The organism is Pseudomonas putida group bacterium ESBL64 (assembly GCF_045277175.1).
GTDB lineage: Bacteria > Pseudomonadota > Gammaproteobacteria > Pseudomonadales > Pseudomonadaceae > Aquipseudomonas > Aquipseudomonas alloputida.
On sequence record NZ_CP145799.1, the window covers coordinates 1,022,399 to 1,047,963 of the forward strand.

Sequence of the window (25,565 nt, forward strand, 5' to 3'; positions counted from 1 at the left end):
AGGACTCTCTACATGAAGAAGGCTTTTATGGCAGCGGGCATCGCCCTGCTCTGCTTGGTCATCTACACCCAGATTACGATTTTCTCAGTACCGCCAATTGGAGCGGTACCAGAAGGGAGGACAGTCATCATGCTTCGTCTCAACAAGACGAATTTCATCGATAGCGCTGATGCGATGTGCGTTCGTATTCAGGGCTATGTGAACCTGCTTTGCCGCGGTATGACGATGGGGGCTGTGGTGAACGCTACCACCATCATTGCGCGTCTGCCCTACTCCGAGACCATCTACAAGATCAGTACTGGTGGCAACACCTACGATCGATAATCGGGCTGTGCAGGCTTGTACTATCAGGCCTGCTAGATCCACAAGGATGTTCACTGCTGCTCATCGATTAAGTGATACCAGTCAGCGTAGGGCGTGTTGATCGCCTTGTGGCGGTTGTAGTCCGGGCTACCGTCATCCCACCACACCGGGCCCCTTTCCCCTAGTGCGAATTTCGCCTCATCCACCGCTGCTCGAGCGGCATGCAGCTTGTCTTCATCATCCAGTGCTTTGGCTTCCTTCACGACTCGCCGTGCTTCCATCAAGTCGTGCACCAGGTGCTGACGCTCTTCAACAGGCAGCGCGGGGTTGCTGCAGCGCCAGAGCTGACCTTTGACTACGAAGTAGCGACCGTCTGGTGTTGTTGGATGCATAGCGCATATTCCATGGGCTGATACCTTACTGACAACCAAGTCCCGCCATACGTTGTATGAGGATCTTTGCCGAGCGGAAAGCCCGGTCGGAGAAACAGCAACCAGCCCGCTTCGCGGAAAGCGCGACCCTTTGACCGCGCCCTGCTTTTAGTGTGGTGGGCGCACTCAATAATCAGAGTAAAAGTTTCTTTCTACTATCCTTCCGTATCACCGTTCTGCTTGGTACTCCACCTCCAACACAAACGATCACCATTATCCATAACAAACAATCCAGACCAGATGGCAAACCAAAACTGGACGGTTACTAGGGGGGCTGATCCCATCAACCATCCAAATCCTTGTAGCAGCGCTTGCATTAGTGACTTGCGATACGGAGAGGTCGTGCGAGGAGTATATACTCTAACCCTCGGAAGGCCGAACCCCCAACGCCAGTAGGTGCTCAGCTCATGCTTCGCAAACTTTATTGAATTACAATTCCACCAATATCCCCAGCGGTACGACCAATCATCACTAAATAACCAGCTGTGTGTGAGATAGGATCGCACTGAGTCAAATGCCCTCACCTTTTCACCTGAACTAAGTTTCACCTCGCACTGGAGAAACCTGAAGTCTTCCACTGTGAAGCTAATGCAATCACCTGGAGAGTCTACATATTGCATCATGGGGATGTTTGTAAGACTACAAATCACCGGTGTGTCGTCAACATTGCAAAGAGATATTCGTTGCTGATACTTAACCCCCAGGCCTCGAGCTTCGAAGAAGACCTCCACTCCTGCCACAGTCTCCCCCGTTGCACGTAGCGCAAGCTTCCCCACGCGTGATTTAGGATAGGTTGGCTGTGCCAAATTAACTGAATATTCTAGGTGATCACCTAAGGCGTCCCAATGCGAGCCCAATCTGTGGTTTGAGCTCCATCGCTCGTGGGATCTAGAATACGTCTCATACAACAGCCCCCTGGTCACGCGCCCCCAAACCCAAGACGCAATTTTTGCAACAAAATTAAAGGGGATTGGTATATCCAAACTAACTCCTTAACCTTTGGCAATGCAGTAGAGATTCCGCTGAAGAAGCCCAACAGTACCGGCACTTCAACCCATCCAGGTCATTGACTAGGTTGGAGACCTTCATCCGTCAACGATCACGGCCAGTCTGGTCTGGCTTCGTCATAACGCTCGTTACGCCGAGTGGTACTAATGTTCTGGTGGTGATCTTAGCGAGAGGAACTGGATGCATCAACAGTATCTGTATGTATCAACAGTATCTAGGCGGATCGGTAGCTCCTCCTCAGAGCAAGACCAAGCTGGCCGCATGGTCTTCGAGACGATCGGATGTGCCAGGAGAGCTGGGTATGAATTTAGACGAATACGGTGACACTCTCCCAGGCGCGCTGACGGCCCGCCAAGTCTGCCAGGTGCTGCGAGAGGTCGTGCTCGGACGCCGGACAATGACCAAGGTTGGCAGTCAGTCGTGGGCGCAGCTGTACGCCTGCCACTTCGAAGTCGATGTAGAGGGATGGCGGATCACGATCTACAACGACTGTCATGAGCTGGACTACTGCGAGCGGTGCGTGAGCCCGGAGGGAAAGCGCTGGGATTTCGACCTAGGTGATCGGCTGTCGACTTGGGAGTATCAAACCCTGGAGCGGATGTTGAAAGCCCTATAGAGCGATGTCGATTCTCGCGCCACTGGATGGTCACGCCCTCTGGCTGCAAGGCTGCCGCCGAGCGGACAATACAGTCGCCCGAAAGTGTACTTCGCTCAGTTTTCATCTCCTTCCGCTCTAGCTCAAATGCGGCTCGTTCATGTGCCAAAGCTTCGTTCCCCTCCTCCAGCAATCGATCGAGCATTTTGAGGACGCTGCAGCACCGGGCAGTACGATCATGAAGATATCCGGGCAACCACCAAGGCTGCCCAGCCCCGAGCTCAGCCCCGGGCGTTGGAGTACGCAGGGCCACTGCGCAGGCCGGTGTGCTCCTCCACCGCACCGGTGCCATCCAGGTAACCATGCTTGCGCAAGTCAGGCATGAGCACAGCAGCCAGCAGGGTAATGGCGCTCATGGCCGCCACGTAGTAGTAGAAATACGACTCTACCCCTGCGCCGCGCAACGACAGCGCCACGTACTCGGCCGTGCCGCCACACAGCGCATTGCCCAGTGCATAAGGCAAACCTACCCCCAGTGCGCGCACGGTGGCGGGGTACAGGTCAGCCTTGAGCACGCCGGTCACCGGCGTATAGAACGCTGCAATCAGCAGCCCGAGCATGACCAACGCGAAGGCTTCGTACGGGTTACTGACGCTCTTCAGGCCCGTGAGCAACGGCACGATCAACAGGCTCGACAGCAGGCCGAAGGCAATCATGCTGTTACGCGAGCCGATCCGGTCGGCCATCATCCCGAACACCGGCTGCAGGCACATGAACACCACCAGGGCGGCTGTCATGATGAAGCTGACTGTCGAGGGGTCGAAGCCGGCCGACACCACCAAGTACTTCTGCATGTAGGTGGAGAAGGTGTAGAAATGCAGCGAGCAACCGGCCGTGATGGCAATGGTCAGCAGCACGGCTTTCTTGTGTTTCATCAGTGCCTTGATCGAGCCGGCTTCCTTGTGTTTGGCGCCCTGGGCATGGGCGGTCTCAAGCATCGAGCGGCGCAGGTACACCACTACCAGTGCGCTGACCGCACCGATGAAGAACGGAATCCGCCAGCCCCAGGCCTTGAGCTCCTCGATTGGCAGCACATTTTGCAGCACCACCACCGTCAGCAGCGCGAGCAACTGGCCGGCGATGATGGTGAAGTACTGGAACGAGCCAAAGAAGCAGCGCTTGCCCTTGCGGGAAATTTCGCTGATGTAGGTGGCCCCGGTGCCGTATTCAGCACCGACCGAGAGCCCCTGCATCAAGCGGGCTACCAGCAGCAGCACCGGAGCTGCCATGCCGATGGACTCATAAGTGGGCAGTACGGCGATCATCAGCGAGCCGCCACACATCAGGAACACAGAGATGATCATGGAGAACTTGCGACCACGGGTGTCGGCCAGGTAGCCGAAGATCCACCCGCCCAACGGGCGCATGAAGAAGCCCACGGCGAAGATTCCGGCGGTCGCCAGCAACTGCGTGGTCTGGTCGCCCTGGGGGAAGAACAGGGCCGCGAAATAAATCGAGGTGTACGCGTAGATGAAGAAGTCGTACCACTCCACCAGGTTGCCGGAGCAGGCACCGAGTATGGCGCGGATCCGTTGGCGGTTGGTCAGGTTGCGGATATCAGGCGCAGCGGGATTGTTATTGTTGGCGTGCATGGGGTAACTCCAGATCTAAGGCAAACGTAAGGCAGGAACGACAGCGTCGGTTTACGTTCGATTGATCGGTTTGGAGTCGCGATGGGAAAAAGCGGGCGGCAAAACGCGAGGCGATGAAACGCGCATCATGGGGGGTACCTTCTGGGATCTATTATTTTACAAGTCAGCGAAAGCGCACTGACTTTTATTCCCGAGCAAAGCTACGCCCTCACCTGGATAGCGGCCAGACCCGCTCCCCTCTAGCAGTTATGCCTCAATTGAATAGCTGGCTGCGTCAGAGCATATGCCCAGCCCAGATACCTTCGGCCACCAGCTCCGAGGCAATGTCGACGAAAGTCTGGCCGACATAGCGGGTAGCCGGGCTCACCTGGCGATCGGCCGGCAGCACCAGCACCAGTTTTCGCATGGGCGTAGGGTCTACCAGCGGTGCCGCGCACAGCGTGCCGTCGTTCAAGCGCGAGTAGATCGAGGCCAAGGGCAACGCGGTGTAACCAAAGCCATTGCGCACAAGGTCGATCATCGCGCCGAATGAATCCGCCTCGACGCTAGTGGTGATCTTGAAGCCGCGCTCCAGGGCACATTGGTCCATGATCTTGCGCAGCCCATGGCGGGGGCTGGGCAAGACCATCGGTTCACTGGCCAGCTGGGCGAAAGGGATCGCCGTGTCGAGGGTCAGCCCCGAATCGGGAGGGCCCACCAACACGAGGTTTTCCATCATCACCGGTTCGATGCGCAGGGTATGCAGCGGCTGCGGATCGTAGGAGATGGCCAATTCCAGTTCGCCCCGCTGTAACCAGTCCAGCAGATAGCCGCTGAAGGCTGATGAAAAGCGGATGGAGAGGTCCGGGTGGGTATCGCAGATGCGCTTGACCAGCGGCACGGTGACGATCTCGGCGATCGTCGGCGTGGTACCGATGGCGACCATGCCGCGAAAGGCCGCGCGCCCGCCAGCGACCGAAGTACGAATAGACTCCAGCTCGTTCATGATGCGGGTGGCCCGCTCAAGCACCTCGAGCCCCGCCGCGGTGATTTCCATCCCACGGCCATGGCGCTCGAACAGGTAAACGCCCAGCTCCTTTTCCAACTGCCGAATCTGCCGGCTCAACGCCGGTTGCGCGACATGCAGCCGGTCCGACGCCTTGCTCAAGCTGCCCAGCTCAGCCACGTGGATCAGGGTTTTGAGTTGCGTTACGTCCATCGGTCAACCACTGGCAAGGAAAGGAGCGCCTCTGAAACGGCGTGTTTGACAGTCTAAAGACAGCCTCGGGCGCCAGCTATAGAATTTGAGCATAGCAGCTAGAACCCCATGAAAACCCCTCGGGCTGGCCACACACGTGTGGCCGCACGGATGAATGCCCTGTTCCACCCGCTGCAATCGCCCGCAGGCCTCCAGTGTCAGCCAAGCGCCGACCTCAAGCTGTTGAACGCTCTACTTCCGGGTCAGTGGCGCGTGGGCTCGCCGGCTGTGCGTCCGGTTCCTGCAGTTCCCCTTCCCACTTGGCCACTACCGCAGTGGCGATCGAGTTACCCACGGCATTGGTGGCCGAACGCCCCATGTCGAGGAAGGTGTCGATCCCAAGGATCAACAGCAGCCCCGCTTCAGGAATATCGAACTGCACCAGGGTTGCGGCAATCACTACCAACGATGCCCGAGGCACCCCGGCGAGCCCCTTGGAGGTCAGCATCAAGGTCAGCAGCATGAGGATTTGCGTGCCGAGGGTCATCTCGATTCCGTACGCCTGGGCAATGAACAGCACGGCAAAGGTGCAGTACATCATCGAGCCGTCGAGGTTGAAGGAGTAACCCATGGGCATCACGAAGCTGGAAATCTTGCGGCTGACCCCAAAGCGGTCCAGCGCCGCGAGGAGTTTCGGGTAGGCCGATTCGGAACTGGCTGTGGCGAACGCCAGCAGAAACGCCTCCTTGATGAGGGCCAGCAAGGCGAACACCCTCCGGCCCAGGAACATCGCCCCGGCCAGCACCAGCAACACCCACAATAAGACCAAGCCAAGATAGAAGTCGCGCATGAACACGGCGAACGTGGCCAGGATCGACAAGCCATTGACTGCTACAGTGGCAGCCATCGCCGCCATGACAGCCAAGGGCGCGAGCTTCATGACGTAGCCGGTGATGAGCAGCATGGCCTGGGCCAGCTCATCGGCCAAGCGTATCAGACCCTTGGCTTTTTCTCCCAGCGCCGCCAGGGCGACCCCAAAGAACAGTGAGAACACCACGATCTGCAGGATCTCGTTGTTGGCCAAGGCCTCGGCGAACGACCTGGGTACCAGATGGGTGACAAAGGCCTTGAGGGTAAAGGCCGAGGTCTGCAGCGAAGTGGTTTCACTGACGTCCGGCAAGGGCAGCGCCAGATGCAGCCCCGGCTGCAGGATGTTGGCCATCATCAGACCGACCGCCAGCGACAGCAGCGAGGCCGTCAGGAACCACATCATGGCCTTGCCGAACACTCTGCCTACCGCACCGGCGTCGCCCATGTGGGCGATGCCAACCACCAGGGTGGAAAACACCAGCGGCCCGATCAGCATCTTGATCAGCCTGAGGAACACATCCGATATCACCGAGATGTAGCCCGCGGTATGGGCAGCGGCGGCCTTGTCCGGGCTGGTGAGAAAAATGACGTAGCCGATCACAACCCCGAGAAACATGGCCAGCAGTATCCAGCCCGCCAACGGTAGTCTGCGTTTCATTGAGCACCTGTATTCAAGCAATAAGATCCAACACTGCCTGGGCAGTGCATCACGGAACGAAATAGGACAGTGCAAGGTGCCGGAACCGGCAGGGTGAGGATGGCTTATCGGCCAATGGCGGCTCTGCAGTGAGCCACCCGGCGAGCGTGCGCAGGTAACGAAGCAACATCGATGATCCCCAATTTTATTGTTGTTTTGATTCGACAGCGGCTCGACCGCGATCGAGTCGACAACCTAACGTCTTCGCCGACGCGCCATAAGCGCTGCAGGTGTCTATCAGCTATGCCCGCTTTCTATAACGACAGCCTCCCCTGCCCGCGCCATGCCTGACCCGACGCGGCAACCGGTCTCAGCGCGTGTCTACCTGCCGTTGCATGCGCCGACCTATGCCGCAACGGCATATCTCAAAGAAAAAAACGGTAGTCGTCGTGCACGGCAACTCCCCCCATGATGAGGAAAAACAAAAGCAGTACTGCCGGGAGAGACCCCATGTCATCGCAAGAAGCTGAACAGAACTGGCAAGAGGACGTGTTCCGCGTTCTCAAGGCCCACGACGTCAAGCACGTCGTGTTCGTCCCGGATGCCGGCCACTCGGCGGCCATCCGCATGTCCTACGCGGACCCCGATATCAAGGCCGTTGTGCTGACCACCGAAGAAGAAGGCATCGGCTACCTGGCCGGCGCCTGGTTGGGCGGCGAACGCGGCGCCCTGCTGATGCAGTCGAGTGGCGTCGGCAACTGCATCAACACCCTTGCCCTGCAGAACTGCGCCGGCTTCCCGCTGCTGATGGTGGTGACCATGCGTGGCGACTGGGCCGAGTTCAACGCCTGGCAGAACCCCATGGGCCAGGCCACCGAAGCCTCCCTCAACTTGATGAAGGTGATGACCTGGCGCGCTGACAAGCCTGAGGATGTGGCGCCCCTTCTCCATGGTGCCGCCACCATGGCCTTCAATGGCGATGCCGCCACTGCCCTGCTGCTTGGCCAGCGTCTGATCGGAGAAAAGAAATGGGTCAAGTAAGCGCCAACCACGTGCTGTGCCGCCGTGAAGTCGTCCGTACCTTGCTTGCCGATCGCAACGATGTGCTCGTGGTCACCGGCCTGGGCTCGGCCTCCTATGATGTGATGGCCGCAGGCGATCACGACAACAACTACTACCTCTGGGCCGCCATGGGCAGCGCCATCACCGTAGGGCTGGGCCTTGCCAATGCCCAGCCAGACAAAAGCGTGGTGGTGGTCACCGGAGACGGCGAACTGCTGATGGGTTTTGGTGCCCTGGCCACCGTTGCCCTGCAACAGCCGAAGAACCTGACCATCGTGGTACTGGACAACGGCCACTTCGGTGAGACAGGCATGCAGGTCAGCCACGCCGGTTTCGGCATTCAGCTGGACCAGGTTGCCAACACCTGCGGTTTCGCCTGGACTCAGGAAATTCGTGAGATGGACGGTGTGCATGCCTTGCGCGAGCGTTTCGCCACCCGTGATGGCGTCAAGCTGGCGACGGTGAAGATCAAGGCCGAGAACCCGCCCCGCGTATTGCCGCCGCGCGATGGCCATTACATCAAAAACCGCTTCCGCGCTGCCCTGGGCTTCCAGCCCATCTGACCGTGTTAAAGGGCCGGCCGGCGGCCGAACCACGATGACGCTGCCGGCCCGGTCCACCTTGGAGAATGATGATGAACGACAACAACAACGAAGAACTCAACGCCATTCGTGAGGGTGTGCGTGCCCTGTGTGGCGACTTCCCCGCCGAGTACTGGCGCAAGATCGACGAGGAAAAGGGCTTCCCTGAAGCCTTCGTCAAGGCCATGACCGACGAGGGTTGGCTGTCGGCGATGATTCCCGAGGAGTTCGGCGGTTCCGGCCTGGGCCTGGCCGAGGCTTCTGTAATTCTCGAAGAGGTCAATGCCTGCGGCGGCAACTCCGGCACCATCCACGGTCAGATGTACAACATGTTCACCTTGCTGCGTAACGGCAGCGACGAGCAGAAGCGCTATTACCTGCCCAAACTGGCCAGCGGCGAACTGCGCCTGCAATCGATGGCCGTTACCGAGCCGTCCACCGGTACCGACACCACCAAGATCAAGACCACCGCAGTTCGCCAGGGCGACAAGTATGTGATCAATGGTCAGAAGGTGTGGATCTCGCGTGTGCAGCACTCCGATCTGATGATCCTGCTGGCACGTACCACCCCGCTCGCCGAGGTGACGAAAAAGGTCGATGGCATGTCGATCTTCCTGGTCGACCTGCGTGAGGCCATCGGCAACGGCCTGACCGTACAACCGATCGCCAACCTGGTGAACCACGAGACCAACGAGCTGTTCTTCGACAATCTGGAAATCCCGGCCAGTTGCCTGATTGGTGAAGAAGGCAAAGGCTTCCGCTACATCCTCGACGGCCTCAACGCAGAGCGCACCCTGATTGCCGCCGAGTGCATCGGCGATGGCCGCTGGTTTGTCGAGAAAGCCAGCCAGTACGCCCGTGATCGCGAGGTGTTCGGCCGGCCGATCGGCAAGAACCAGGGCGTGCAGTTCCCCATCGCCGAGGCGCATATCGAGATCGAAGCCGCCGACCTGATGCGCTGGCGCGCCTGCGCCGAATACGACAGCGGGCGCAACGCCGGGGCGGCCGCCAACATGGCCAAGTACCTGGCCGCCAAGGCCAGCTGGGAGGCGGCCAACGCCTGCCTACAGACCCACGGCGGCTTCGGCTTTGCCAACGAATACGACGTCGAGCGCAAGTTCCGTGAAACCCGCCTGTACCAGGTCGCGCCAATCTCGACCAACCTGATCCTGTCCTACGTGGCCGAACACCTCCTGGAGTTGCCACGTTCGTTCTGATCCGGACCGCCCCCGTTAACCACGGGGGCCTGCCATAACAAGAGAGACAACCAGCATGAGCCAGCCCATACGCCCCCTTGACGGCATTACCGTCATCAGCCTCGAACACGCGATCGCGGCGCCCTTCTGCACCCGCCAGTTGGCCGACCTGGGCGCCCGAGTCATCAAGGTGGAGCGCCCCGGCAGTGGCGACTTCGCTCGGGGCTACGACCAGCGGGTCAACGGTCTGGCCTCGCATTTCGTGTGGACCAACCGCTCGAAAGAGAGCCTGGCCCTGGACCTCAAGCAGGATATCGCCGGCGATATTCTCGACCAACTGTTAGAGCAGGCCGATGTGTTGGTGCAGAACCTGGCACCGGGTGCGGCCGCTCGCCTGGGACTGAGCTTCGAGGCGCTGCACGCGCGATTCCCGCGGCTGATCGTCTGCGATATCTCCGGCTATGGCGCGGGCGGCCCTTATGAACAGAAAAAAGCCTACGACCTGCTGATTCAGAGCGAAGGCGGCTTCCTGTCGGTCACCGGTGGGCCGGGGGAAGACGGGATGGCCAAGGCCGGCAACTCGATCGCTGATATCGCCGCTGGCATGTATGCCTATACCGGTATCCTTTCGGCGGTCCTGTTGCGGGAAAAGACCGGCATCGGCAGCCAGGTGGAAGTGTCCATGCTCGAGGCCTTGGTGGAGTGGATGAACTACCCGCTCTACTACGCCTACGAAGGTGCCGCACCACCGCCACGTGCCGGCGCGGCGCACGCCACCATCTATCCGTACGGCCCGTTCCCGGTAGGTGACGGGAGCACAGTCATGCTTGGCCTGCAGAACGAGCGGGAGTGGCAGCTTTTCTGTGAACAGGTGCTGCAGCAACCAGAACTGGCCAGTGACGAGCGCTTCAGTGCCAACTTCAAGCGCGTGACCAACCGCGATGCGCTGCGCGGACTGATCGTCGAGACCTTCGCTGCGCTGGACTTCGACACGGTAATCGAGCGCCTCGATGGGGCCAGCATCGCCAATGCCAAGGTCAATGACATGCAGGGTGTCTGGGCCCACCCGCAACTGCAGGCCCGGGACCGCTGGCGTCGCATCGACACCGCCGCCGGATCAGTGCCCAGCCTGCTGCCGCCGGCCACCAGCAACGCCTATGCACCGCGCATGGACCCGGTGCCCGCACTGGGCCAGCACAGCGAAGGCATCCTTGCCGAACTCGGCCTGCCCCAAGAACGTATTCAGCAACTGCGCAATTCAGGGGTCATCTGACCCCGTGTTCCTCATTCGTTGCCATTGCTCAAACACAGAGTATCCCTGCCTATGAAAGTGCTGGTCGCAATCAAACGAGTGGTCGACTACAACGTCAAGGTTCGCGTCAAGGCGGACAACTCCGGCGTCGACCTTGCTAACGTCAAGATGTCCATGAACCCCTTCTGCGAAATCGCCGTGGAAGAAGCCGTGCGCCTGAAGGAAAAAGGCGTTGCGACCGAGATCGTCGTGGTTTCCGTTGGCCCGACCACCGCCCAGGAGCAACTGCGTACCGCCCTGGCCCTGGGTGCCGACCGCGCCATCCTGGTCGAAGCCGCTGACGAGCTGAATTCACTGGCCGTGGCCAAGGCACTCAAAGCCGTTGTCGACAAGGAGCAGCCGCAGTTGGTCATCCTCGGCAAACAGGCCATCGACAGTGACAACAACCAGACCGGCCAGATGCTGGCCGCGCTGACCGGCTACGCCCAAGGCACCTTCGCCTCCAAGGTCGAAGTCGCTGGCGACAAGCTGAACGTCACCCGTGAAATCGACGGCGGCCTGCAGACCGTTTCGCTGAACCTGCCTGCCATCGTCACCACCGACCTGCGCCTGAACGAGCCACGCTACGCGTCGCTGCCGAACATCATGAAGGCCAAGAAGAAGCCGCTGGAAACTTTGACTCCAGACGCGCTGGGCGTTTCCCTCGCCTCCACCAACAAAACCCTGAAAGTTGAAGCCCCGGCAGCCCGCAGCGCTGGCATCAAGGTCAAATCGGTAGCCGAACTGGTCGAAAAGCTGAAGAACGAAGCGAAGGTGATCTGATGAGCATTCTGGTAGTTGCTGAACACGACAATCGCATCCTTACTGGCCCTACCCTGCACACTCTGGCCGCCGCTCGCCAGATCGGCGCTGACATCGTCGTTCTCGTAGCCGGACTGGACGCAGCCGATGTGGCGTTCGCTGCCGCGCAGTGCGCTGGGGTGACCAAAGTGCTGCTGGCTGACGATGCCGCCTACGCCCATCAGCTCCCGGAAAACGTGGCGCCCTTGGTGGCCAACCTGGGTCGCGACTTCAGCCATGTGCTGGCCCCGGCCACCAGCAACGGCAAGAACCTCCTGCCACGGGTAGCTGCGCTGCTGGATGTCGACCAGATCTCCGAGATCATTTCGGTTGAATCCGCTGACACCTTCAAGCGTCCAATCTACGCCGGTAACGCCATTGCCACCGTCCAATCCAGCGCTGCGGTAAAAGTCATCACCGTGCGCTCCACCGGCTTTGAGGCCGTGCCGGCAGAAGGCGGCAGCGCGCCAATCGAGGCCCTGGGTGGCGCTACAGATGCAGGTCTGTCGGCATTTGTCGGCGAAGAACTGGCCAAGTCCGACCGCCCCGAGCTGACCGCCGCCAAGATCGTGGTGTCGGGCGGTCGTGGCATGGGCAACGGTGAAAACTTCAGCCACCTGTATAGCCTGGCCGACAAGCTCGGCGCTGCGGTTGGTGCTTCGCGCGCGGCGGTAGACGCAGGGTTCGTGCCCAACGACATGCAGGTCGGTCAGACTGGCAAGATCGTCGCGCCGCAGTTGTACATCGCCGTGGGTATCTCCGGCGCTATTCAGCACCTGGCCGGCATGAAGGACGCCAAGGTCATTGTCGCGATCAACAAGGATGAAGAAGCACCTATCTTCCAGGTAGCTGATTACGGTTTGGTCGGCGACCTGTTCGAGATCGTACCGGCACTGACTTCGACGCTGTAAAGGACAATAAAAAATGAGTACACCTGCACCCCAAACATGGATTGGCCGTAGCGAGACTGTCCATGACTGCATCAGCCATAACCTGGTCAAGCGTATTGCTGCCACTTTGAGCGAGCCGGCACCCGCCCCTGGGGATGCCCTGCCCGCGCTCTGGCACTGGGCGTTTTTTCAGGAGCCTGTCGAAGCGGCCGGCCTGGGTGGCGACGGCCATCCGGCGCGGGGCGGTTTTCTGCCCCCGGCAGATAACCGCAACCGCATGTGGGCCGGAGGACGACTGGAGTTCATCCGCCCGCTGCGGATCGATGCTCAGGTGTCCCGCCGCTCGACCATCCTCAATGTCGAGGAGAAGCACGGGCGTACCGGCTCCCTGATGTTCGTCACCGTGCAGCATGAATATGTGCAGGACGGGCAGCGAGCACTGCTTGAAGAGCAGGACATCGTCTACCGCGAGCCCTCACCGCCCAAGCTTGGCGGCACCGAGCCGATGCCCCACGGCGATTGGAGCGAAAGCGTGCAACCAGATCCGACGCTACTGTTCCGCTACTCGGCGGTGACCTTCAACGGACATCGCATCCATTACGACTGGCCCTACGTCACTGAAACCGAGGGGTACCCGGGTCTGGTGGTCCACGGCCCACTGATCGCTACCCTGAACCTGCGTGCCTTCGTGCGCGCGAACCCGCAACTGAAGGTCCACCGCTTCAGCTATCGCGGTGTGCGCCCGCTGATCTGCCCGGATGCGTTCCAAGTCGGCGGGCGGTTGACCGGTGACGGTAAGGCGCAGGTCTGGGCGGGTAATCAGGCCGGTCAGGCGCAGGTTGGCGAAATCGAATTCGCCCAGGGGGTACGCCCATGAACGCCGAGATTGTACGCAGCGCGCTGTTCGTGCCGGCTACCCGCCCAGAGCGCATACCCAAGGCATTGGTCAGTGGCGCAGATCGAGTCATCGTTGACCTTGAGGATGCCGTTGAAGAGGCGCTGAAGGAACAGGCGCGCGACAACCTTGAGCAGTTTCTCAGCGATCGACCCCAGGCCCGAGTGCTTGTGCGCGTCAACGCGCCGGGCCACTGGGCCCATGAGGCCGACTTGGCGCTGTGTCAGCGCCACACCGGCGTCGTTGGCATCCTGCTGCCGAAAGCGGAAACCGTCGGCCAGATCGAACGTGCCCATGCCACTGGCAAAGCGGTATGGCCAATCATCGAAAGTGCCAAGGGCCTTGCCGCGCTGCCCCTCCTGGCGGCGGTGCCAGGCGTCGACCGTCTGTCGTTCGGCAGCCTGGACCTGGGCCTTGATCTCGGGCTGAACACTGGCAGTGCCGCTGCCGAACAGGTACTGGACCATGCCCGCTATGCGGTGCTGCTGCACAGCCGTGTCGCCGGGCTTGCCGCGCCGCTGGACGGCGTGTTCCCTGCCATTCAGGACACCGACGGGCTGCAGCGCCAGGTGCGTTTCGCCCGGGACATGGGCTTTGCCGGCGCTCTGTGCATCCATCCAGGTCAGGTCAACGTGATTCACGCTGCGCTCAAGCCCTCGGCTGCCGAGCTGGACTGGGCGCAGCGGGTGGTTGAACAAGCTGAAACTGGCGCCGGCGTATTCACCCTCGATGGCCAGATGGTCGACGCGCCCGTGATCCTTCGCGCCCGGGCCATGCTGCTCCAAGCCGGCTGAAGCCTCCGTTATCGCTCCCGGCACCGCACACCACCTCTGTTCTGACGCGCAGCGGTGAGCGGTATCGGGGGCACCTATCCAGAGAGGTGCCCCATGTATCTGCTCACTGGTACATCCCGGCCCCGGCGCCACTGCAAGCGCCTGCTCTGCCGGGTGCTGCGCGCACTTTCGAGGTTGCCGGCCTATGCTTGAAGCTGCCCGTGCCTGTCCCTCCTCCCTGACCCAGGCTGCAACCGAACTGATGGTCGAGATTGGCTATACCGCCATGACCATGAGAAAGCTGGCCCTGCGCGTCGGCATTCTTCCCGGCAGCCTTTACCATCACGTCGATTGCAAACAGGATCTGCTGCTCAATGTAGTGCTCGACATCATCGAACGCCGCAAGCAGGCCTGGGAAAACGGCGCCCAATCTCAAGATCTGCATGCTTATGTGCGTTTTGCGCTGGCACGGCAAGTGGCCCTTCCCCAGGAGGAGATGGTCCTTCGTCACGAAGTCAGGCACCTGGACGACCGCCACAGGCTCTGGCTGGAGCGGGCAATGGGGCAACTGGCCGAGCCACTGCGCCAGATTATCGAGGGGGGGTGCGCTATCGGCAGGTACTGCGTGAGCGACCCTGACCGAACTGCCGTTGCCATCTTGGCGATCATCGAAAGCGGCAACAGTCTGCGGGTAGGCAATACGGCCTTCGATGAAAATTGGATCGAGCAGCACATCTTGCGGATGTGCAATGCCTTGCTCCAGCCCGAGGAATGCCCCGCCTGACAAACTGCCTTGAATGTGACAGCCCGCGATAAGGCCATAAGCGGGACACCAAGGTGGGGAGGACATGCTCTGGCGGATCAGCGCCCGCCAGAGCCAGCTTCAAGCGGCATCAGGTATCGCGGTGGTTCTTGGCCTGCAGCCGTTGCCGGAACGCTTCAAACGCCTGCGGATTGACCATGCGTGGCCCCGGCTCCCCGCGCAGCAACTGCAGAATCTGCTCTGCCGCCCACGCGCCCATGCGCTTGCGGGCCTCGCGCGTGACGCCTGCGGTGTGATACAGGCCGACCACGTTTTCAAGGCCAAGCAGAGGATGATCCAACGCAGGCGGCTCTTGGTCCCAAACGTCTATTCCCGCAGCGCCAAGATGGCCACAGGCCAACGCGTCATAAAGGGCGACCTCGTCATGCAAGCCGCCACGTGCAGTATTGATGAATACAGCCCCTTTGCGCATCGCTGCGAAAGCCGAGACGTTCATGAGGTTCAAGGTCGAAGCCAGTCGTGGGCAATGCAGCGAAACTACATCACTGTGCTGTAACAGGCTTTGCAACGTGCAACTGGTAGCGCCCCGCTGGCCGATCTGTTCCGCGCTCAGCAGGGGATCATGGGCCAGGACCTGCATGCCCAGGGCCTGGGCTATGCGTGCGACACGTGTACCAATCTCACCGATACCGATGAGACCCAAGCTTTTGCCGCACAACTCGCTACCCATCAGGTCTTCGCGAGAAAACCCGCGGTCCCGGCGCAGGCGCCGGTCCGATTCGCTGATCCGCCGCGCGCAATCGAGCATCAACCCCACCGTGGCCTCGGCCACCGACTGGGCGTTGGCGCCCGATTGGTTGACGACCAGGACACCCGCGTGGGTGCAAGCTTCGACATCCACTGTGTCAAAGCCTGCACCATTGGTCGAGACACAGAGCAGGTCAGGCAACTGGCGGAGCAGCGCTTCGGTGACACACCACTGCCGCGGGAGCTCGTCCCGCGCCGAGGGTACTTGATACACCTGGCAGTTGCGCAGCGCCTGCAGGATGACGGCAGGCGGCTGGTCACGGGCGACGGTTTGCAGCACGACATCGGGCGAAGCTTCGAGGATCTGAGCCATCACCGGGTGATACCAGACGTCGAAGCGCACGATCTTCTTCCTTTCAGTAGTCATGCTCGCCTTGCCTCAATGGCTGGGGTGTGTAGGCAGGGATTTACGCCCCATGAACTTGCGTACGCCGATGTTCTCTTCGACCTTGCCGTCCCCATCGAGGTAACCGTGTTTGCCAAGATCTGGCATCAGCAGGGCCGACACCAGGGTGATGGCGCCGATCGCGGCCACGTACAGGTAGAAGTACTGTTCCATTCCCACAGAGCGGAAGGACAGCGCCACATACTCGGCCGAACCGCCGAACATCGCGGCCCCTACTGCGTAAGGTAGGCCCACACCCAGTGCGCGCACAGTCGGCGGATAGAAGTCGGCCTTGAGCACACCGGTGACCGGTGTATAGAAGGCCGCAATCAGCAACCCTGCGAGCACTAGCCCAAAGGCTGCGAGCGGGTCCTGCACTGACTTGATCGCGGACAGCAACGGGATTACCAGGAAGGTGGACAGCAGGCCGAACAAGATCATGTTGCGACGCACGCCGATTTTGTCAGCGAGCATGCCGAACACCGGCTGTGCCAGCATGAAGATCACCAATGCACAAGCCATGATGATGCTCACCGTGGGGGCCGGGATGCCGACACTCACTACCAGGAACTTCTGCATGTAAGCGGTGAAGGTGTAGAAATAAAGCGAGCAGCCAATGGTGATGGTGAAAGTGAGCAGCACCGCGCGACGGTGTTGTATCAGGCCTCGGAGCGATCCAGATTCCTTGCTCTTCATTCCTTCTTCAGTGGCTGTCTCGCGCATGGTACGGCGCAGGATCACCACCACGATCGAAGCCAGCGCGCCAATCAGGAACGGTACCCGCCAGCCCCAGGCCTTGAGGTCCTGCTCCGACAGCACCAGTTGCAGCACCGCAACGGTCAGCAGCGCCAGCAGTTGCCCGGCAATGATCGTCATATACTGGAACGAGCCATAGAACGATCGCCGGCCGGCGCGGGATACCTCGCTGATGTAGGTGGCGCCGGTGCCGTACTCGGCGCCCACCGACAACCCCTGCATCAGTCGTGCGATCACCAGCAGAACCGGCGCTGCGACACCTACCGTGGCATAAGTGGGCATGACCGCGATCATCAGCGAGCCACCGCACATCATGAACACCGAGATGATCATCGAGATCTTGCGCCCTCGGGTATCGGCGATGTACCCGAAAATCCAGCCACCCAGCGGGCGCATAAAGAAGCCGACAGCAAAGATACCGGCCGTGGCCAGCAGTTGACTGGTCTGGTCGCCAGCGGGGAAGAACAGTGATGCGAAGTAGATCGACGTGTAGGCGTAGATGAAGAAGTCGTACCACTCCACCAAGTTGCCGGAACACACACCCACAATTGCGGTTGTACGCTCTTTGCGCGTCAACGGACGTGCCGTGCTCATGTCTGCATTCATGATCGCTACCCTTGTTGTTATTGTTTTGCCAACTCGGGTACAGCTTTGCATAGCGTCGTTTTGGGGGAAGAGGGGCCACAGGTCTAACAGCTATGCCTGGCAGGCATGGCCTTCTAGGCTGGGCTTTTGGGCCCTTTGTCCTGCAGATAGCGGCAGACTTCTTCTCCGACCCGACTCAGGCAGCCTTTGAAAAAGTGGTCGGCGCCGGCGTATACCGATACGCGGCGGTGTTCGCCAGCGGCCCAGTCCATCAGGCTGACCAGGGGCGCCATCTGGTCATACCCGCCGTGAACCAGCAGGCAATCGTCGGGCAGGTCCGGCGCCGGGTAATGGCGGCCCCCTGGTACATCGCCGACTGGCAGCCCCAGCAGGGCCAAGGCGTCAAACTCTCCCGCCGCTGCGCTGGCGAGCCTGGCGAACACATAGGCGCCGAAGGAGAAACCGATCAAGGCGATGGGCAGCCCTGGCATGATTCCCGCCATGTGCTTGAGCACCACCTGGCTGTCCGTAGTCTCGCCGATGCCGCCATCATGACAGCCCTCGCTTAACCCCACGCCGCGAAAACTCGGCCGCACCACCAGCCAGCCGCTGGCACACAACTGTCTGGCAAGGGTCACTGGCACGATGTGCCGAGGGCTGCCGCCCAACAACGGCTGCGGATGGCTGACTATAACCACTCCTTTCGGTGAGGTTGATGGATGGTCGAGCAGCAAGTGGAGCTTGCCGACCGGGCCATCGATAAGCAGTTCTTCACGGTCCAATTGTGACATTGCAATTGACTCCTCGATGGTTGGCGTTCACACGGGCCGGGCCGGCAGTGACCGCATGACCAACAGCACCAGCACGACATTGACCATGGCCAAGGCAGCGAGCGTTGCCAGCACCCCCATGGCGCCAAAGAGCTGAAGCAGATAGCCGCCGACCAGCGGCGTCAGCGCCTGACCGATCAGCGAAGGCCGCGACATCTTGCCCATCAAGGCCACGTACTGCGCCGGCGGCATCAGTGCCAGGGGCAACAAACCCCGGACAATCGCCCGCAGGCCATTGCCGCACCCGTAGAGCAACAGCCCCAGTGCCGTTGCGCCAGGCGCCAGGGCAACCAGTGCCACGCCCACAGCCACCAGAACTGAAGACACCAGCGCGGTCCAGATTGGGTGTCGTTTGCGGGCGACGATCTGCAGCACGCGCGAAGCTACTTGGCTGGGTCCCAATAGCGCACTCAGCGCGATTGCCGTGGCCAGGCTGTGACCCAGCCCCTGCAGCACTGCCACCAGTTGCACCGAAACTGCAGTCATGATGATCGCGCCGATCGCGAAGATCCACATCAGCAACAGGTACAGGCGTCGGTCGATGCTTACATCGCTCGCCGCCGCTGCAGGTTTGCTCCTGGTCCTGTGCGGGCCCGCCGGCAGTACCCAGAGGTACAGCGGCGCGACGACGACAATAAGCATCAGCGCATAAGCAGTACAGGTAACTCGCCAGCCGAACTGCTCGATGGCGAACGCCACCAGCGGCCAGGTGATGGTAGTGGCAAAACCGGAGATCAAGGTGATTCCAGTGATCGCCCTGCCCGCCCGCTCGGCGTACAGGGCGCCGAGAGTGGCAAACAGGGCTTCGTACAGACCGATGGCCATGCCGGCGCCGATGATGATCCAGGCCAGCAGGAACACTTCCAGGCTGTGGGCATTGGCGACGATCAGCAGGCCCGCCCCCACTACGAGGCCGCTGGCGGCCAACTGCAGTCGCCCACCGTAGCGAGCGACCAGGCGACTCGACAAAGGAGCCAACACTGCAGAGACCATCAAGCCCAGCGACAGTGCGCCATAGACCCAATGACCATCCCAGCCGGTCTCGCGCAGGATGGGCTTGCCCATGACCGCCAGCAGAAAGAAAGAGCCACCCCAGACCATGATCTGGAGCATTCCCAGGCAAAAGATGCCGATGGGTCCGGGGAGACGGAGAACAGCGTTCACAAACGACCTTCATGTATGGAGGAGATCGACGCTGGTGAGTACCGTCGCCAAAATGTTTCGAGGGGGCGCTGATGGACGTAAAGCACGTCGCGCAGCTGCGCAAGTTTACTGGGATGGACAAAGACCTGCTATTCAATCCAGGCATTTCAGGTATGCGGGGCAACTCATCAAGGCCCACGTGAACGTGTTGTTTCCCGAATGGATGCTTGCGACCGCAGAACGGCCTTCTCGCCAAGCGGGAGAAGGCTCGCGACGATGAACAGATGAAAAAGAGCCTTCAGCGAGTGACAATCAGGCTGCCGGGCCGCACCCGGCAGCCTGCTCAACTTTTCGGGCAGGTGCCCATGGCCGAATACAGCACGGTATTGAGCGTACCGAAATGGTCTTCGTAGGTCATGGCCATGGGCACCGGCTCACACGACCGAATCGACTCGGTCATCCCGATCATCCTGGCGATGTCGAGTTTTTGCCCGTACTCATATTCCACCACTACCGGCGCAGCTTGCCCGGTCTTTTGCGCATAGGCCTGCATGGCGCGCTGATGCTCTTGCACCCGTGTGTCCTGCGCCGCCCAGGCGGCGCCCGATAGAAACAGCCCCAAGGCACAGATACCCAGGCGTGAAACACAAAGCCAGGTCATTGGCTCGACTCCGTTGTTGAGAATTGTGCGGGGTTCGCTGCCTGCCGGCGCCGCTGGAACAGCGAGCTGACGGCCAGGTAGAACAGCGGCACCCAGAAGATCGCCAGCAAGGTGCCGGTGATGACGCCGCCAATCACCCCTGTGCCGATCGCGTGCTGGCTGCCGGCCCCTGCCCCGCTCGATAGCACCAGCGGCACCACACCCAGGGTAAAGGCCAGCGAGGTCATGATGATCGGACGCAGGCGCATGCGGCAGGCCATCACTGCGGCGTTGAAATGGCTCATGCCTTGCCTGTGCAGGTCATTTGCGAATTCGACGATCAGGATCGCGTTTTTGGCCGAGAGACCCACGGTTGTGAGCAGGCCGACCTGGAAGAACACATCGTTGGACAGCCCGCGCAGGCTGGTGAACATCAGCGCGCCGATCACTCCCAGCGGTACCACCAGCATCACTGAGAACGGTATCGACCAACTCTCATACAGCGCGGCCAGGCACAGGAACACCACCAGCAGCGAAAGAATAAACAGCGCTGGCGCCTGATCGCCCGACAGCCTTTCCTCGTAGGACTGGCCGGTCCATGAGAAGCCCACCCCGGGTGGCAACTGAGCGGCGATCCGTTCGATCGCCGCCATGGCGTCACCGGAGCTGTAGCCGGCTGCCGGCTCGCCCTGTAGCTCGAGGGCCTGCACGCCGTTGTAACGCGATAGCTTCGGCGGCCCGTAGCTCCACTCGCCATGGGCGAAGGTACTTAGCGACACCATCTGCCCACTGGCATTGCGTACGTACCATTTGCCCAGATCCTCTGGGCTCATGCGCGAGGTCGCTTGCCCCTGGACGTAGACTTTCTTGACCCTGCCGCGGTCGATGAAATCGTTGACGTAATTGCCGCCCCAGGCGATCGCCACGGTTTCGTTGATGTCGGCCAGGGTCAGGCCATGGGCGCGCGCGCGCTCGTCGTCGATAACCAGATTGTATTGCGGCTCGTCACGCGGGCCGTTGGCGCGCACATTGGCCAGCGCCGGCTCCTTGGCCGCCAGTTCTACAAGTTGGTCGCGGGCCGATCCCAACGCCTCATGGCCTAGACCGGCGCGATCCTGCAGGTAAAGGTTGAACCCCGTCGCATTGCCCAGTTCCATTACCGCTGGCGGCGCAAAGGCGTTGACTTTGGCGTCGCGCAGGGTGGCGAAGTGCTGCTGGGCTCGCTCTGCCAGCTCGAAGACACCCTGCCCCGGCTCGCTACGCTGCTCCCACGGTTTGAGCATGACGAAGGCCAGACCCGAACTCTGCCCGCGGCCACCAAAGTTGAAACCGTTGACGTTGAAGACCGACGCCACCGTCTCACCCTCGTCTTCAAGCAGGTAACGGCGTACCTCGTCGATGACCGCCTGGGTGCGCACGGCGGTAGCGCCGGACGGCGTCTGGATCTGCGCGTAGAGCACCCCCTGGTCCTCCTCCGGCAGGAATGCCGTGGGGATGCGCGTGAACATCCAGGCCATGGCCAGCACGATCACCACGTACATCATCAGGTACGGCAACTTGCGTTTGAGCACGCCGACAACGCCACGCTCGTATTGGCCGACAGCTTTGTCGAAGGTGCGGTTGAACCAGCCGAAGAACCCGCGCTTGTGGCCGTGATCGGCAGCGGGCGGTTTGAGCATGGTGGCGCAGAGTGCCGGGGTGAAGACCAGGGCGACCAGTACCGACAGCGCCATGGCCGAGACGATGGTGATGGAAAACTGCTTGTAGATGACCCCAGTCGAACCGCCGAAGAACGCCATGGGCAGGAACACCGCCGAGAGCACCAGCCCGATCCCGACCAGTGCGCCCTGGATCTGATCCATTGACTTGCGGGTGGCCTCCAGCGGCGGCAGGCCGTCCTCGACCATGACCCGCTCGACGTTTTCCACCACCACGATGGCATCGTCGACCAACAGGCCGATGGCCAGCACCATGGCGAACATGGTCAGGGTATTGATGGTGAAGCCGAACATCGCCAGCACCCCGAAGGTGCCCAGCAGCACCACCGGTACCGCCAGGGTCGGGATCAGTGTGGCGCGGAAGTTCTGCAGGAACAGGTACATCACCAGGAACACCAGCACAACGGCCTCGGCCAGGGTCATCAGCACGCTCTGGATCGAGGCCGATACCACCGGGGTGGTGTCATACGGGAACACCACTTTCATGCCCTGCGGCATGAACGGCTCGAGCTCGGCCACCGTGGCGCGGATCGCCTTGGCGGTGTCCAGGGCATTCGCGCCGCTGGCCAGCTTGATGGCCATGCCCGAAGCCGGAAGACCATTGTACTGGGCGCTGACGTTGTAGCTTTCGCCGCCCAGCTCGACCCGCGCGACATCGCCCAGGCGGACCTGGGAGCCATCGGCATTGACCTTGAGCAGGATGTCGGCGAACTGTTCCACTGTCTGCAGCCGGGACTTGGCGGTGATGGTGGCGTTGAGCTGCTGGTCCGGGGCTGCCGGCAAGCCGCCGATCTGGCCGGCGGAGGTCTGTACGTTCTGCTCCTGGATCGCTGCCTTGACGTCTACGGGGGTCAGCTGGAAGCTGTTCAGCCGCGCCGGGTCGAGCCAGATGCGCATGGCGTACTGGGCGCCGAATACCTGGAAATCACCCACCCCCGAAGTGCGCGAGATCGGGTCCTGGATATTGGCAACCACGTAGTTGCTCAAGTCCTGGTTGGTCATGCTGCCGTCCTCGGAGACGACGCCGATGACCAACAGGAAGTTTTTCACCGCCTTGGTGACCCGGATGCCCTGCTGCTGGACTTCCTGCGGCAGCAAGGGCGTGGCCAACTGCAGCTTGTTCTGCACCTGGACCTGGGCGATGTCCGGATCGGTGCCCTGCTCGAAGGTCACGGTGAGGCTCATGCGGCCGTCGGAGGTGCTGTCCGAGGACATGTAGCGCAGGCCGTCGATGCCGTTGAGCTGCTGCTCGATCACCTGCACCACGGTGTCCTGGACAGTGCGGGCGGATGCGCCGGGGTAGTTGACCTGAATGCCGATGGCAGGGGCCGCGATGCTGGGGTACTGGTTGACCGGCAGCTTGAGGATCGACAGCGCGCCGGCCAGCATCACCACCAGGGCGATCACCCAGGCGAACACTGGCCGATCGATGAAGAATCTGGACATCAAGCCCTCCCCCGCTGATCTCCGGTCACCTGCCCTGTCGCGACTGGCAGGCGTTGGATTGAGCCTGCAGGCGTGGGCAGGCTGGACGGACTTGTAACAATCACGATAACGGCGCTCCTCGATGCTCCAGTCAGCGCCCGATACTGGGGCGCGCAGGTTTGAAGGAGGCGATGGTGAGGCGAAGCGGGCGCGGCGGGTTAGCTAAATTAAGTTAACTGTTCGCCGTGCAGGTGCTGCTTTACGATGGGCAGGCCTACCGTTGTGTCAGTCCCGGCCAACGCCTGCTCACCCACCGAGAATCGCCCGTGAAACGCGCCCTGTGCATCGAAGACGATGCGACCACCGCCGAGGAAATCGTCACCGAACTGCGCCGGGCCGATTTTCAGGTCGACCACACCGCCGATGGCCAGGCAGGGCTTGCCCTCGCCCTTGGCGGGCAATACGACGTCATCACCCTCGACCGCATGCTGCCCAGCCTGGATGGGATGGCCATCGTTGCCGGGCTTCGTCAGGCCGGACTGAACACCCCGGTGCTGATGATCAGCGCGCTGGCCACCCTGGACGACCGAGTGCAAGGCCTGCGCGCCGGCGGCGACGATTACCTGGTCAAGCCGTTTGCCTCGGAAGAAATGGCCGTACGCGTTGAAGCCCTGTTACGCCGTCACGCCCACGACGAGCGCAAGACCCAGCTGCAATTCAAGGACCTGTGCCTCGACCTGCTGGAGCGCAGGATGTCCTGCTCGCAGCGCCACTTCGACCTCCAGGGCACCGAGTTCAAGCTGCTGGAATTTCTCATGCGCAACGCCGGTCAGGTGGTGACCCGCGGCCTGATCTTCGAGACCGTCTGGGGCTACAACTTCGATCCGGGTACCAAGCTGATAGACGTTCATCTCACCCGGCTGCGGCGAAAGCTGGTGGACCTACAGTGCGAACCCACGATCAGGACCATTCGAGGCTCGGGCTTCGTGCTCGATGCAGGTGAATGAAGCCTAGCCTGTGGCGCACCACCGCCTTTCGCCTGACGGTGAGCTACGCCGGCGTGCTGGCGGTGGCGATGATGGTGCTGTTGGCGCTCATCTACTGGCGCTCGACCGACTACTTCAGCCAGATCGGCGAGGCGTTCGTGGTCGGCCAGGCCCGGTCGCTGATGCACGTGCCGCCCCAGGAGCTGCCGCGGGAACTCGAGCAACTGCAACGCGGCGACATCCGCGGCATTGCTCACTACGGGCTGTTCAGCGCCGAGGGCCGGTACCTCACCGGCAACATCACGCATCTGCCTGCCGACCTACCGCTGGACGGCACGCCCCGGGCACTGAACGAACCGGGTTTCGAGTTCGGCGCCAAGGCTTCCGCGCAGCGGGTCGCCAACGGCCAGATCCTGCTGGTCGGCTACGATGCAAAAACCCTCAGCGGGATCAGCGACATGCTTCTGGCGCTGCTGCTGTGGTCAGGCGGCCTGGCGATTGCCGGCGGCATCGTAGTGGGCACGATCCTGGGCCTGCGCCCCTTGCGACGTGTCCGCGCGGTCCAGCACACCAGCCAGCGCATCGCCGAGGGCAACCTTGCCTTGCGCCTGCCCCTGTCGCGCCGCGGCGACGAACTGGATGCGTTGTCGGCGCTGGTCAACCGGATGATGGATGAGGTCGAGCACCTGCTCGGCGAAGTGCGCAGTGTCGGCAACAACCTGGCGCATGATCTGCGCACCCCGCTGAACCGCCTGCGCGCGCAACTGCGGCGCATGATCGAAGACTTCCACTGCGCGCCGCCCGAGCGCCAGCTGGCGCGTCTGCACGAAGCCTTCGATGCCACGGAGCAGTTGCTGGGCCGCTTTCGCGCTATCCAGCGCGTCGCCGAGATCGATACCCATAGCCGCAGAGCCGGCATGAAGATGCTCGACCCTGCATCGCTGGTTAGCTCGTTGGCGGCCGACTTCAGGCCGGTTGCCGAGGAGTGCAACATCACCCTCACCACCCAGGTGCAGGCAGGCCCGGCGCTGCTGGCCGATGCCGAACTGCTGACGGAGGCGTTGATCAACCTGCTGGACAACGCAATCAAGTTCACTCCGCCTGGCGGCACGGTGCGGATAGAACTGGGCCAGTCCGCCGCAGGCCCATATCTGCTGGTGCAGGACGACGGCCCGGGCATACCGGCTGAAGATCGCGAGCATGTGCTGTTGCGCTTCGGCCGCTGCACCCGCGATCAGCAGGTCAGCGGAGCCGGACTGGGGCTGGCCATCGTGGCCGCGGTGGTGCGCCTGCATGGCTATGGGTTGCTCATGGAGGATGCGGCCCCGGGCTTACGAGTGGTGATTCAGTGCAAGGAGTAGCAGC

The 25,565-nt window shown here is 61.4% G+C and carries 23 protein-coding genes; 12 read left to right on the top strand and 11 right to left on the bottom strand.

Annotated features, from left to right (window positions below):
- The first annotated feature begins 12 nt into the window (after window positions 1–12).
- Window positions 13–324 (top strand): hypothetical protein, encoded by a 312-nt coding sequence (locus tag V6093_RS04610; protein ID WP_265979114.1) that lies wholly within the window; start codon window positions 13–15, stop codon window positions 322–324.
- A 50-nt stretch (window positions 325–374) separates the two neighbouring features.
- Here the strand turns inward: V6093_RS04610 and V6093_RS04615 are convergent, their stop codons facing one another.
- The 5 genes from V6093_RS04615 to V6093_RS04635 all read right to left on the bottom strand — a co-directional run bounded on the left by V6093_RS04615 (window position 375) and on the right by V6093_RS04635 (window position 6,694).
- Window positions 375–695: a hypothetical protein gene (locus V6093_RS04615; protein WP_265979112.1), complete on the bottom strand. Its 321-nt coding sequence runs from the start codon at window positions 693–695 to the stop codon at window positions 375–377.
- Window positions 696–2,049: 1,354 nt separating this feature from the next.
- Window positions 2,050–2,238, bottom strand: coding sequence for a hypothetical protein (locus tag V6093_RS04620; RefSeq protein ID WP_175442728.1), 189 nt, complete (start codon window positions 2,236–2,238; stop codon window positions 2,050–2,052).
- A 380-nt stretch (window positions 2,239–2,618) separates the two neighbouring features.
- Window positions 2,619–3,989: an MFS family transporter gene (locus V6093_RS04625; protein WP_108078669.1), complete on the bottom strand. Its 1,371-nt coding sequence runs from the start codon at window positions 3,987–3,989 to the stop codon at window positions 2,619–2,621.
- A gap of 274 nt (window positions 3,990–4,263) precedes the next feature.
- The gene (locus V6093_RS04630) at window positions 4,264–5,187 is read right to left on the bottom strand and encodes a LysR family transcriptional regulator (protein WP_047602692.1); all 924 of its coding nucleotides are present in this window, start codon (window positions 5,185–5,187) and stop codon (window positions 4,264–4,266) included.
- Between the two features lie 214 nt (window positions 5,188–5,401).
- Window positions 5,402–6,694: a dicarboxylate/amino acid:cation symporter gene (locus tag V6093_RS04635; RefSeq protein WP_047602691.1), complete on the bottom strand. Its 1,293-nt coding sequence runs from the start codon at window positions 6,692–6,694 to the stop codon at window positions 5,402–5,404.
- A 489-nt stretch (window positions 6,695–7,183) separates the two neighbouring features.
- On the opposite strand from V6093_RS04635, the gene V6093_RS04640 reads away from it, so the two are divergent.
- The 9 genes from V6093_RS04640 to V6093_RS04680 all read left to right on the top strand — a co-directional run bounded on the left by V6093_RS04640 (window position 7,184) and on the right by V6093_RS04680 (window position 14,946).
- A complete protein-coding gene (locus V6093_RS04640; protein WP_047602690.1) occupies window positions 7,184–7,714 on the top strand; it encodes a thiamine pyrophosphate-binding protein in 531 nt (176 codons plus the stop codon).
- The gene (locus tag V6093_RS04645) at window positions 7,702–8,298 is read left to right on the top strand and encodes a thiamine pyrophosphate-dependent enzyme (protein ID WP_047602689.1); all 597 of its coding nucleotides are present in this window, start codon (window positions 7,702–7,704) and stop codon (window positions 8,296–8,298) included. The genes V6093_RS04640 and V6093_RS04645 overlap by 13 nt, the downstream gene beginning before the upstream one ends.
- Before the next feature lie 71 nt (window positions 8,299–8,369).
- Window positions 8,370–9,533: an acyl-CoA dehydrogenase family protein gene (locus V6093_RS04650; protein ID WP_047602688.1), complete on the top strand. Its 1,164-nt coding sequence runs from the start codon at window positions 8,370–8,372 to the stop codon at window positions 9,531–9,533.
- Between the two features lie 55 nt (window positions 9,534–9,588).
- Entirely contained in the window at window positions 9,589–10,785 is a 1,197-nt protein-coding gene (locus tag V6093_RS04655) for a CaiB/BaiF CoA-transferase family protein (RefSeq protein WP_265979102.1), read from the top strand.
- A 51-nt stretch (window positions 10,786–10,836) separates the two neighbouring features.
- Entirely contained in the window at window positions 10,837–11,586 is a 750-nt protein-coding gene (locus V6093_RS04660; protein WP_265979099.1) for an electron transfer flavoprotein subunit beta/FixA family protein, read from the top strand.
- Window positions 11,586–12,515, top strand: coding sequence for an electron transfer flavoprotein subunit alpha/FixB family protein (locus V6093_RS04665; protein WP_265979097.1), 930 nt, complete (start codon window positions 11,586–11,588; stop codon window positions 12,513–12,515). The genes V6093_RS04660 and V6093_RS04665 overlap by 1 nt, the downstream gene beginning before the upstream one ends.
- A 13-nt stretch (window positions 12,516–12,528) precedes the next feature.
- Window positions 12,529–13,371: a MaoC family dehydratase N-terminal domain-containing protein gene (locus V6093_RS04670; RefSeq protein WP_265979095.1), complete on the top strand. Its 843-nt coding sequence runs from the start codon at window positions 12,529–12,531 to the stop codon at window positions 13,369–13,371.
- On the top strand, window positions 13,368–14,183 hold the full coding sequence (locus V6093_RS04675; protein ID WP_108078664.1) for a CoA ester lyase: 816 nt from the start codon (window positions 13,368–13,370) through the stop codon (window positions 14,181–14,183). The genes V6093_RS04670 and V6093_RS04675 overlap by 4 nt, the downstream gene beginning before the upstream one ends.
- Window positions 14,184–14,367: 184 nt before the next feature.
- The gene (locus V6093_RS04680) at window positions 14,368–14,946 is read left to right on the top strand and encodes a TetR/AcrR family transcriptional regulator (protein ID WP_108078663.1); all 579 of its coding nucleotides are present in this window, start codon (window positions 14,368–14,370) and stop codon (window positions 14,944–14,946) included.
- A gap of 109 nt (window positions 14,947–15,055) precedes the next feature.
- On the opposite strand, the gene V6093_RS04685 is transcribed toward V6093_RS04680, so the two are convergent.
- The 6 genes from V6093_RS04685 to V6093_RS04710 form a co-directional block, all read right to left on the bottom strand.
- A complete protein-coding gene (locus V6093_RS04685; RefSeq protein WP_108078662.1) occupies window positions 15,056–16,099 on the bottom strand; it encodes a hydroxyacid dehydrogenase in 1,044 nt (347 codons plus the stop codon).
- A 12-nt stretch (window positions 16,100–16,111) separates the two neighbouring features.
- On the bottom strand, window positions 16,112–17,467 hold the full coding sequence (locus V6093_RS04690) for an MFS family transporter (RefSeq protein ID WP_108078661.1): 1,356 nt from the start codon (window positions 17,465–17,467) through the stop codon (window positions 16,112–16,114).
- A 125-nt stretch (window positions 17,468–17,592) separates the two neighbouring features.
- A complete protein-coding gene (locus V6093_RS04695) occupies window positions 17,593–18,249 on the bottom strand; it encodes an alpha/beta hydrolase (RefSeq protein ID WP_265979090.1) in 657 nt (218 codons plus the stop codon).
- A gap of 27 nt (window positions 18,250–18,276) precedes the next feature.
- Window positions 18,277–19,401 (bottom strand): MFS transporter, encoded by a 1,125-nt coding sequence (locus tag V6093_RS04700; protein WP_265979304.1) that lies wholly within the window; start codon window positions 19,399–19,401, stop codon window positions 18,277–18,279.
- A 373-nt stretch (window positions 19,402–19,774) separates the two neighbouring features.
- Window positions 19,775–20,092 (bottom strand): DUF2790 domain-containing protein, encoded by a 318-nt coding sequence (locus V6093_RS04705; RefSeq protein ID WP_108078658.1) that lies wholly within the window; start codon window positions 20,090–20,092, stop codon window positions 19,775–19,777.
- Window positions 20,089–23,235 carry an efflux RND transporter permease subunit gene (locus V6093_RS04710; RefSeq protein WP_108078657.1) on the bottom strand — a complete coding sequence of 1,049 codons (3,147 nt, stop codon included), beginning with the start codon at window positions 23,233–23,235 and terminating at the stop codon, window positions 20,089–20,091. The genes V6093_RS04705 and V6093_RS04710 overlap by 4 nt, the downstream gene beginning before the upstream one ends.
- 305 nt (window positions 23,236–23,540) lie before the next feature.
- On the opposite strand from V6093_RS04710, the gene V6093_RS04715 reads away from it, so the two are divergent.
- Window positions 23,541–24,221, top strand: a complete 681-nt coding sequence (locus tag V6093_RS04715; protein WP_108078740.1) for a response regulator transcription factor — start codon at window positions 23,541–23,543, stop codon at window positions 24,219–24,221.
- Complete coding sequence (locus tag V6093_RS04720) at window positions 24,218–25,561, top strand: HAMP domain-containing sensor histidine kinase (RefSeq protein WP_108078656.1); 1,344 nt, start codon at window positions 24,218–24,220, stop codon at window positions 25,559–25,561. The genes V6093_RS04715 and V6093_RS04720 overlap by 4 nt, the downstream gene beginning before the upstream one ends.
- Window positions 25,562–25,565 lie beyond the last annotated feature (4 nt).

What these genes read in the sequence shown, in the direction of transcription:
- V6093_RS04610 (WP_265979114.1), top strand. Translation starts at nt 13, where the DNA reads ATGAAGAAGGCTTTTATGGCAGCGGGCATCGCCCTGCTCTGCTTGGTC.
- V6093_RS04615 (WP_265979112.1), bottom strand. Translation starts at nt 695, where the DNA reads ATGCATCCAACAACACCAGACGGTCGCTACTTCGTAGTCAAAGGTCAG.
- V6093_RS04620 (WP_175442728.1), bottom strand. Translation starts at nt 2,238, where the DNA reads ATGACAGTCGTTGTAGATCGTGATCCGCCATCCCTCTACATCGACTTC.
- V6093_RS04625 (WP_108078669.1), bottom strand. Translation starts at nt 3,989, where the DNA reads ATGCACGCCAACAATAACAATCCCGCTGCGCCTGATATCCGCAACCTG.
- V6093_RS04630 (WP_047602692.1), bottom strand. Translation starts at nt 5,187, where the DNA reads ATGGACGTAACGCAACTCAAAACCCTGATCCACGTGGCTGAGCTGGGC.
- V6093_RS04635 (WP_047602691.1), bottom strand. Translation starts at nt 6,694, where the DNA reads ATGAAACGCAGACTACCGTTGGCGGGCTGGATACTGCTGGCCATGTTT.
- V6093_RS04640 (WP_047602690.1), top strand. Translation starts at nt 7,184, where the DNA reads ATGTCATCGCAAGAAGCTGAACAGAACTGGCAAGAGGACGTGTTCCGC.
- V6093_RS04645 (WP_047602689.1), top strand. Translation starts at nt 7,702, where the DNA reads ATGGGTCAAGTAAGCGCCAACCACGTGCTGTGCCGCCGTGAAGTCGTC.
- V6093_RS04650 (WP_047602688.1), top strand. Translation starts at nt 8,370, where the DNA reads ATGAACGACAACAACAACGAAGAACTCAACGCCATTCGTGAGGGTGTG.
- V6093_RS04655 (WP_265979102.1), top strand. Translation starts at nt 9,589, where the DNA reads ATGAGCCAGCCCATACGCCCCCTTGACGGCATTACCGTCATCAGCCTC.
- V6093_RS04660 (WP_265979099.1), top strand. Translation starts at nt 10,837, where the DNA reads ATGAAAGTGCTGGTCGCAATCAAACGAGTGGTCGACTACAACGTCAAG.
- V6093_RS04665 (WP_265979097.1), top strand. Translation starts at nt 11,586, where the DNA reads ATGAGCATTCTGGTAGTTGCTGAACACGACAATCGCATCCTTACTGGC.
- V6093_RS04670 (WP_265979095.1), top strand. Translation starts at nt 12,529, where the DNA reads ATGAGTACACCTGCACCCCAAACATGGATTGGCCGTAGCGAGACTGTC.
- V6093_RS04675 (WP_108078664.1), top strand. Translation starts at nt 13,368, where the DNA reads ATGAACGCCGAGATTGTACGCAGCGCGCTGTTCGTGCCGGCTACCCGC.
- V6093_RS04680 (WP_108078663.1), top strand. Translation starts at nt 14,368, where the DNA reads ATGCTTGAAGCTGCCCGTGCCTGTCCCTCCTCCCTGACCCAGGCTGCA.
- V6093_RS04685 (WP_108078662.1), bottom strand. Translation starts at nt 16,099, where the DNA reads ATGACTACTGAAAGGAAGAAGATCGTGCGCTTCGACGTCTGGTATCAC.
- V6093_RS04690 (WP_108078661.1), bottom strand. Translation starts at nt 17,467, where the DNA reads ATGAGCACGGCACGTCCGTTGACGCGCAAAGAGCGTACAACCGCAATT.
- V6093_RS04695 (WP_265979090.1), bottom strand. Translation starts at nt 18,249, where the DNA reads ATGTCACAATTGGACCGTGAAGAACTGCTTATCGATGGCCCGGTCGGC.
- V6093_RS04700 (WP_265979304.1), bottom strand. Translation starts at nt 19,401, where the DNA reads ATGCTCCAGATCATGGTCTGGGGTGGCTCTTTCTTTCTGCTGGCGGTC.
- V6093_RS04705 (WP_108078658.1), bottom strand. Translation starts at nt 20,092, where the DNA reads ATGACCTGGCTTTGTGTTTCACGCCTGGGTATCTGTGCCTTGGGGCTG.
- V6093_RS04710 (WP_108078657.1), bottom strand. Translation starts at nt 23,235, where the DNA reads ATGTCCAGATTCTTCATCGATCGGCCAGTGTTCGCCTGGGTGATCGCC.
- V6093_RS04720 (WP_108078656.1), top strand. Translation starts at nt 24,218, where the DNA reads ATGAAGCCTAGCCTGTGGCGCACCACCGCCTTTCGCCTGACGGTGAGC.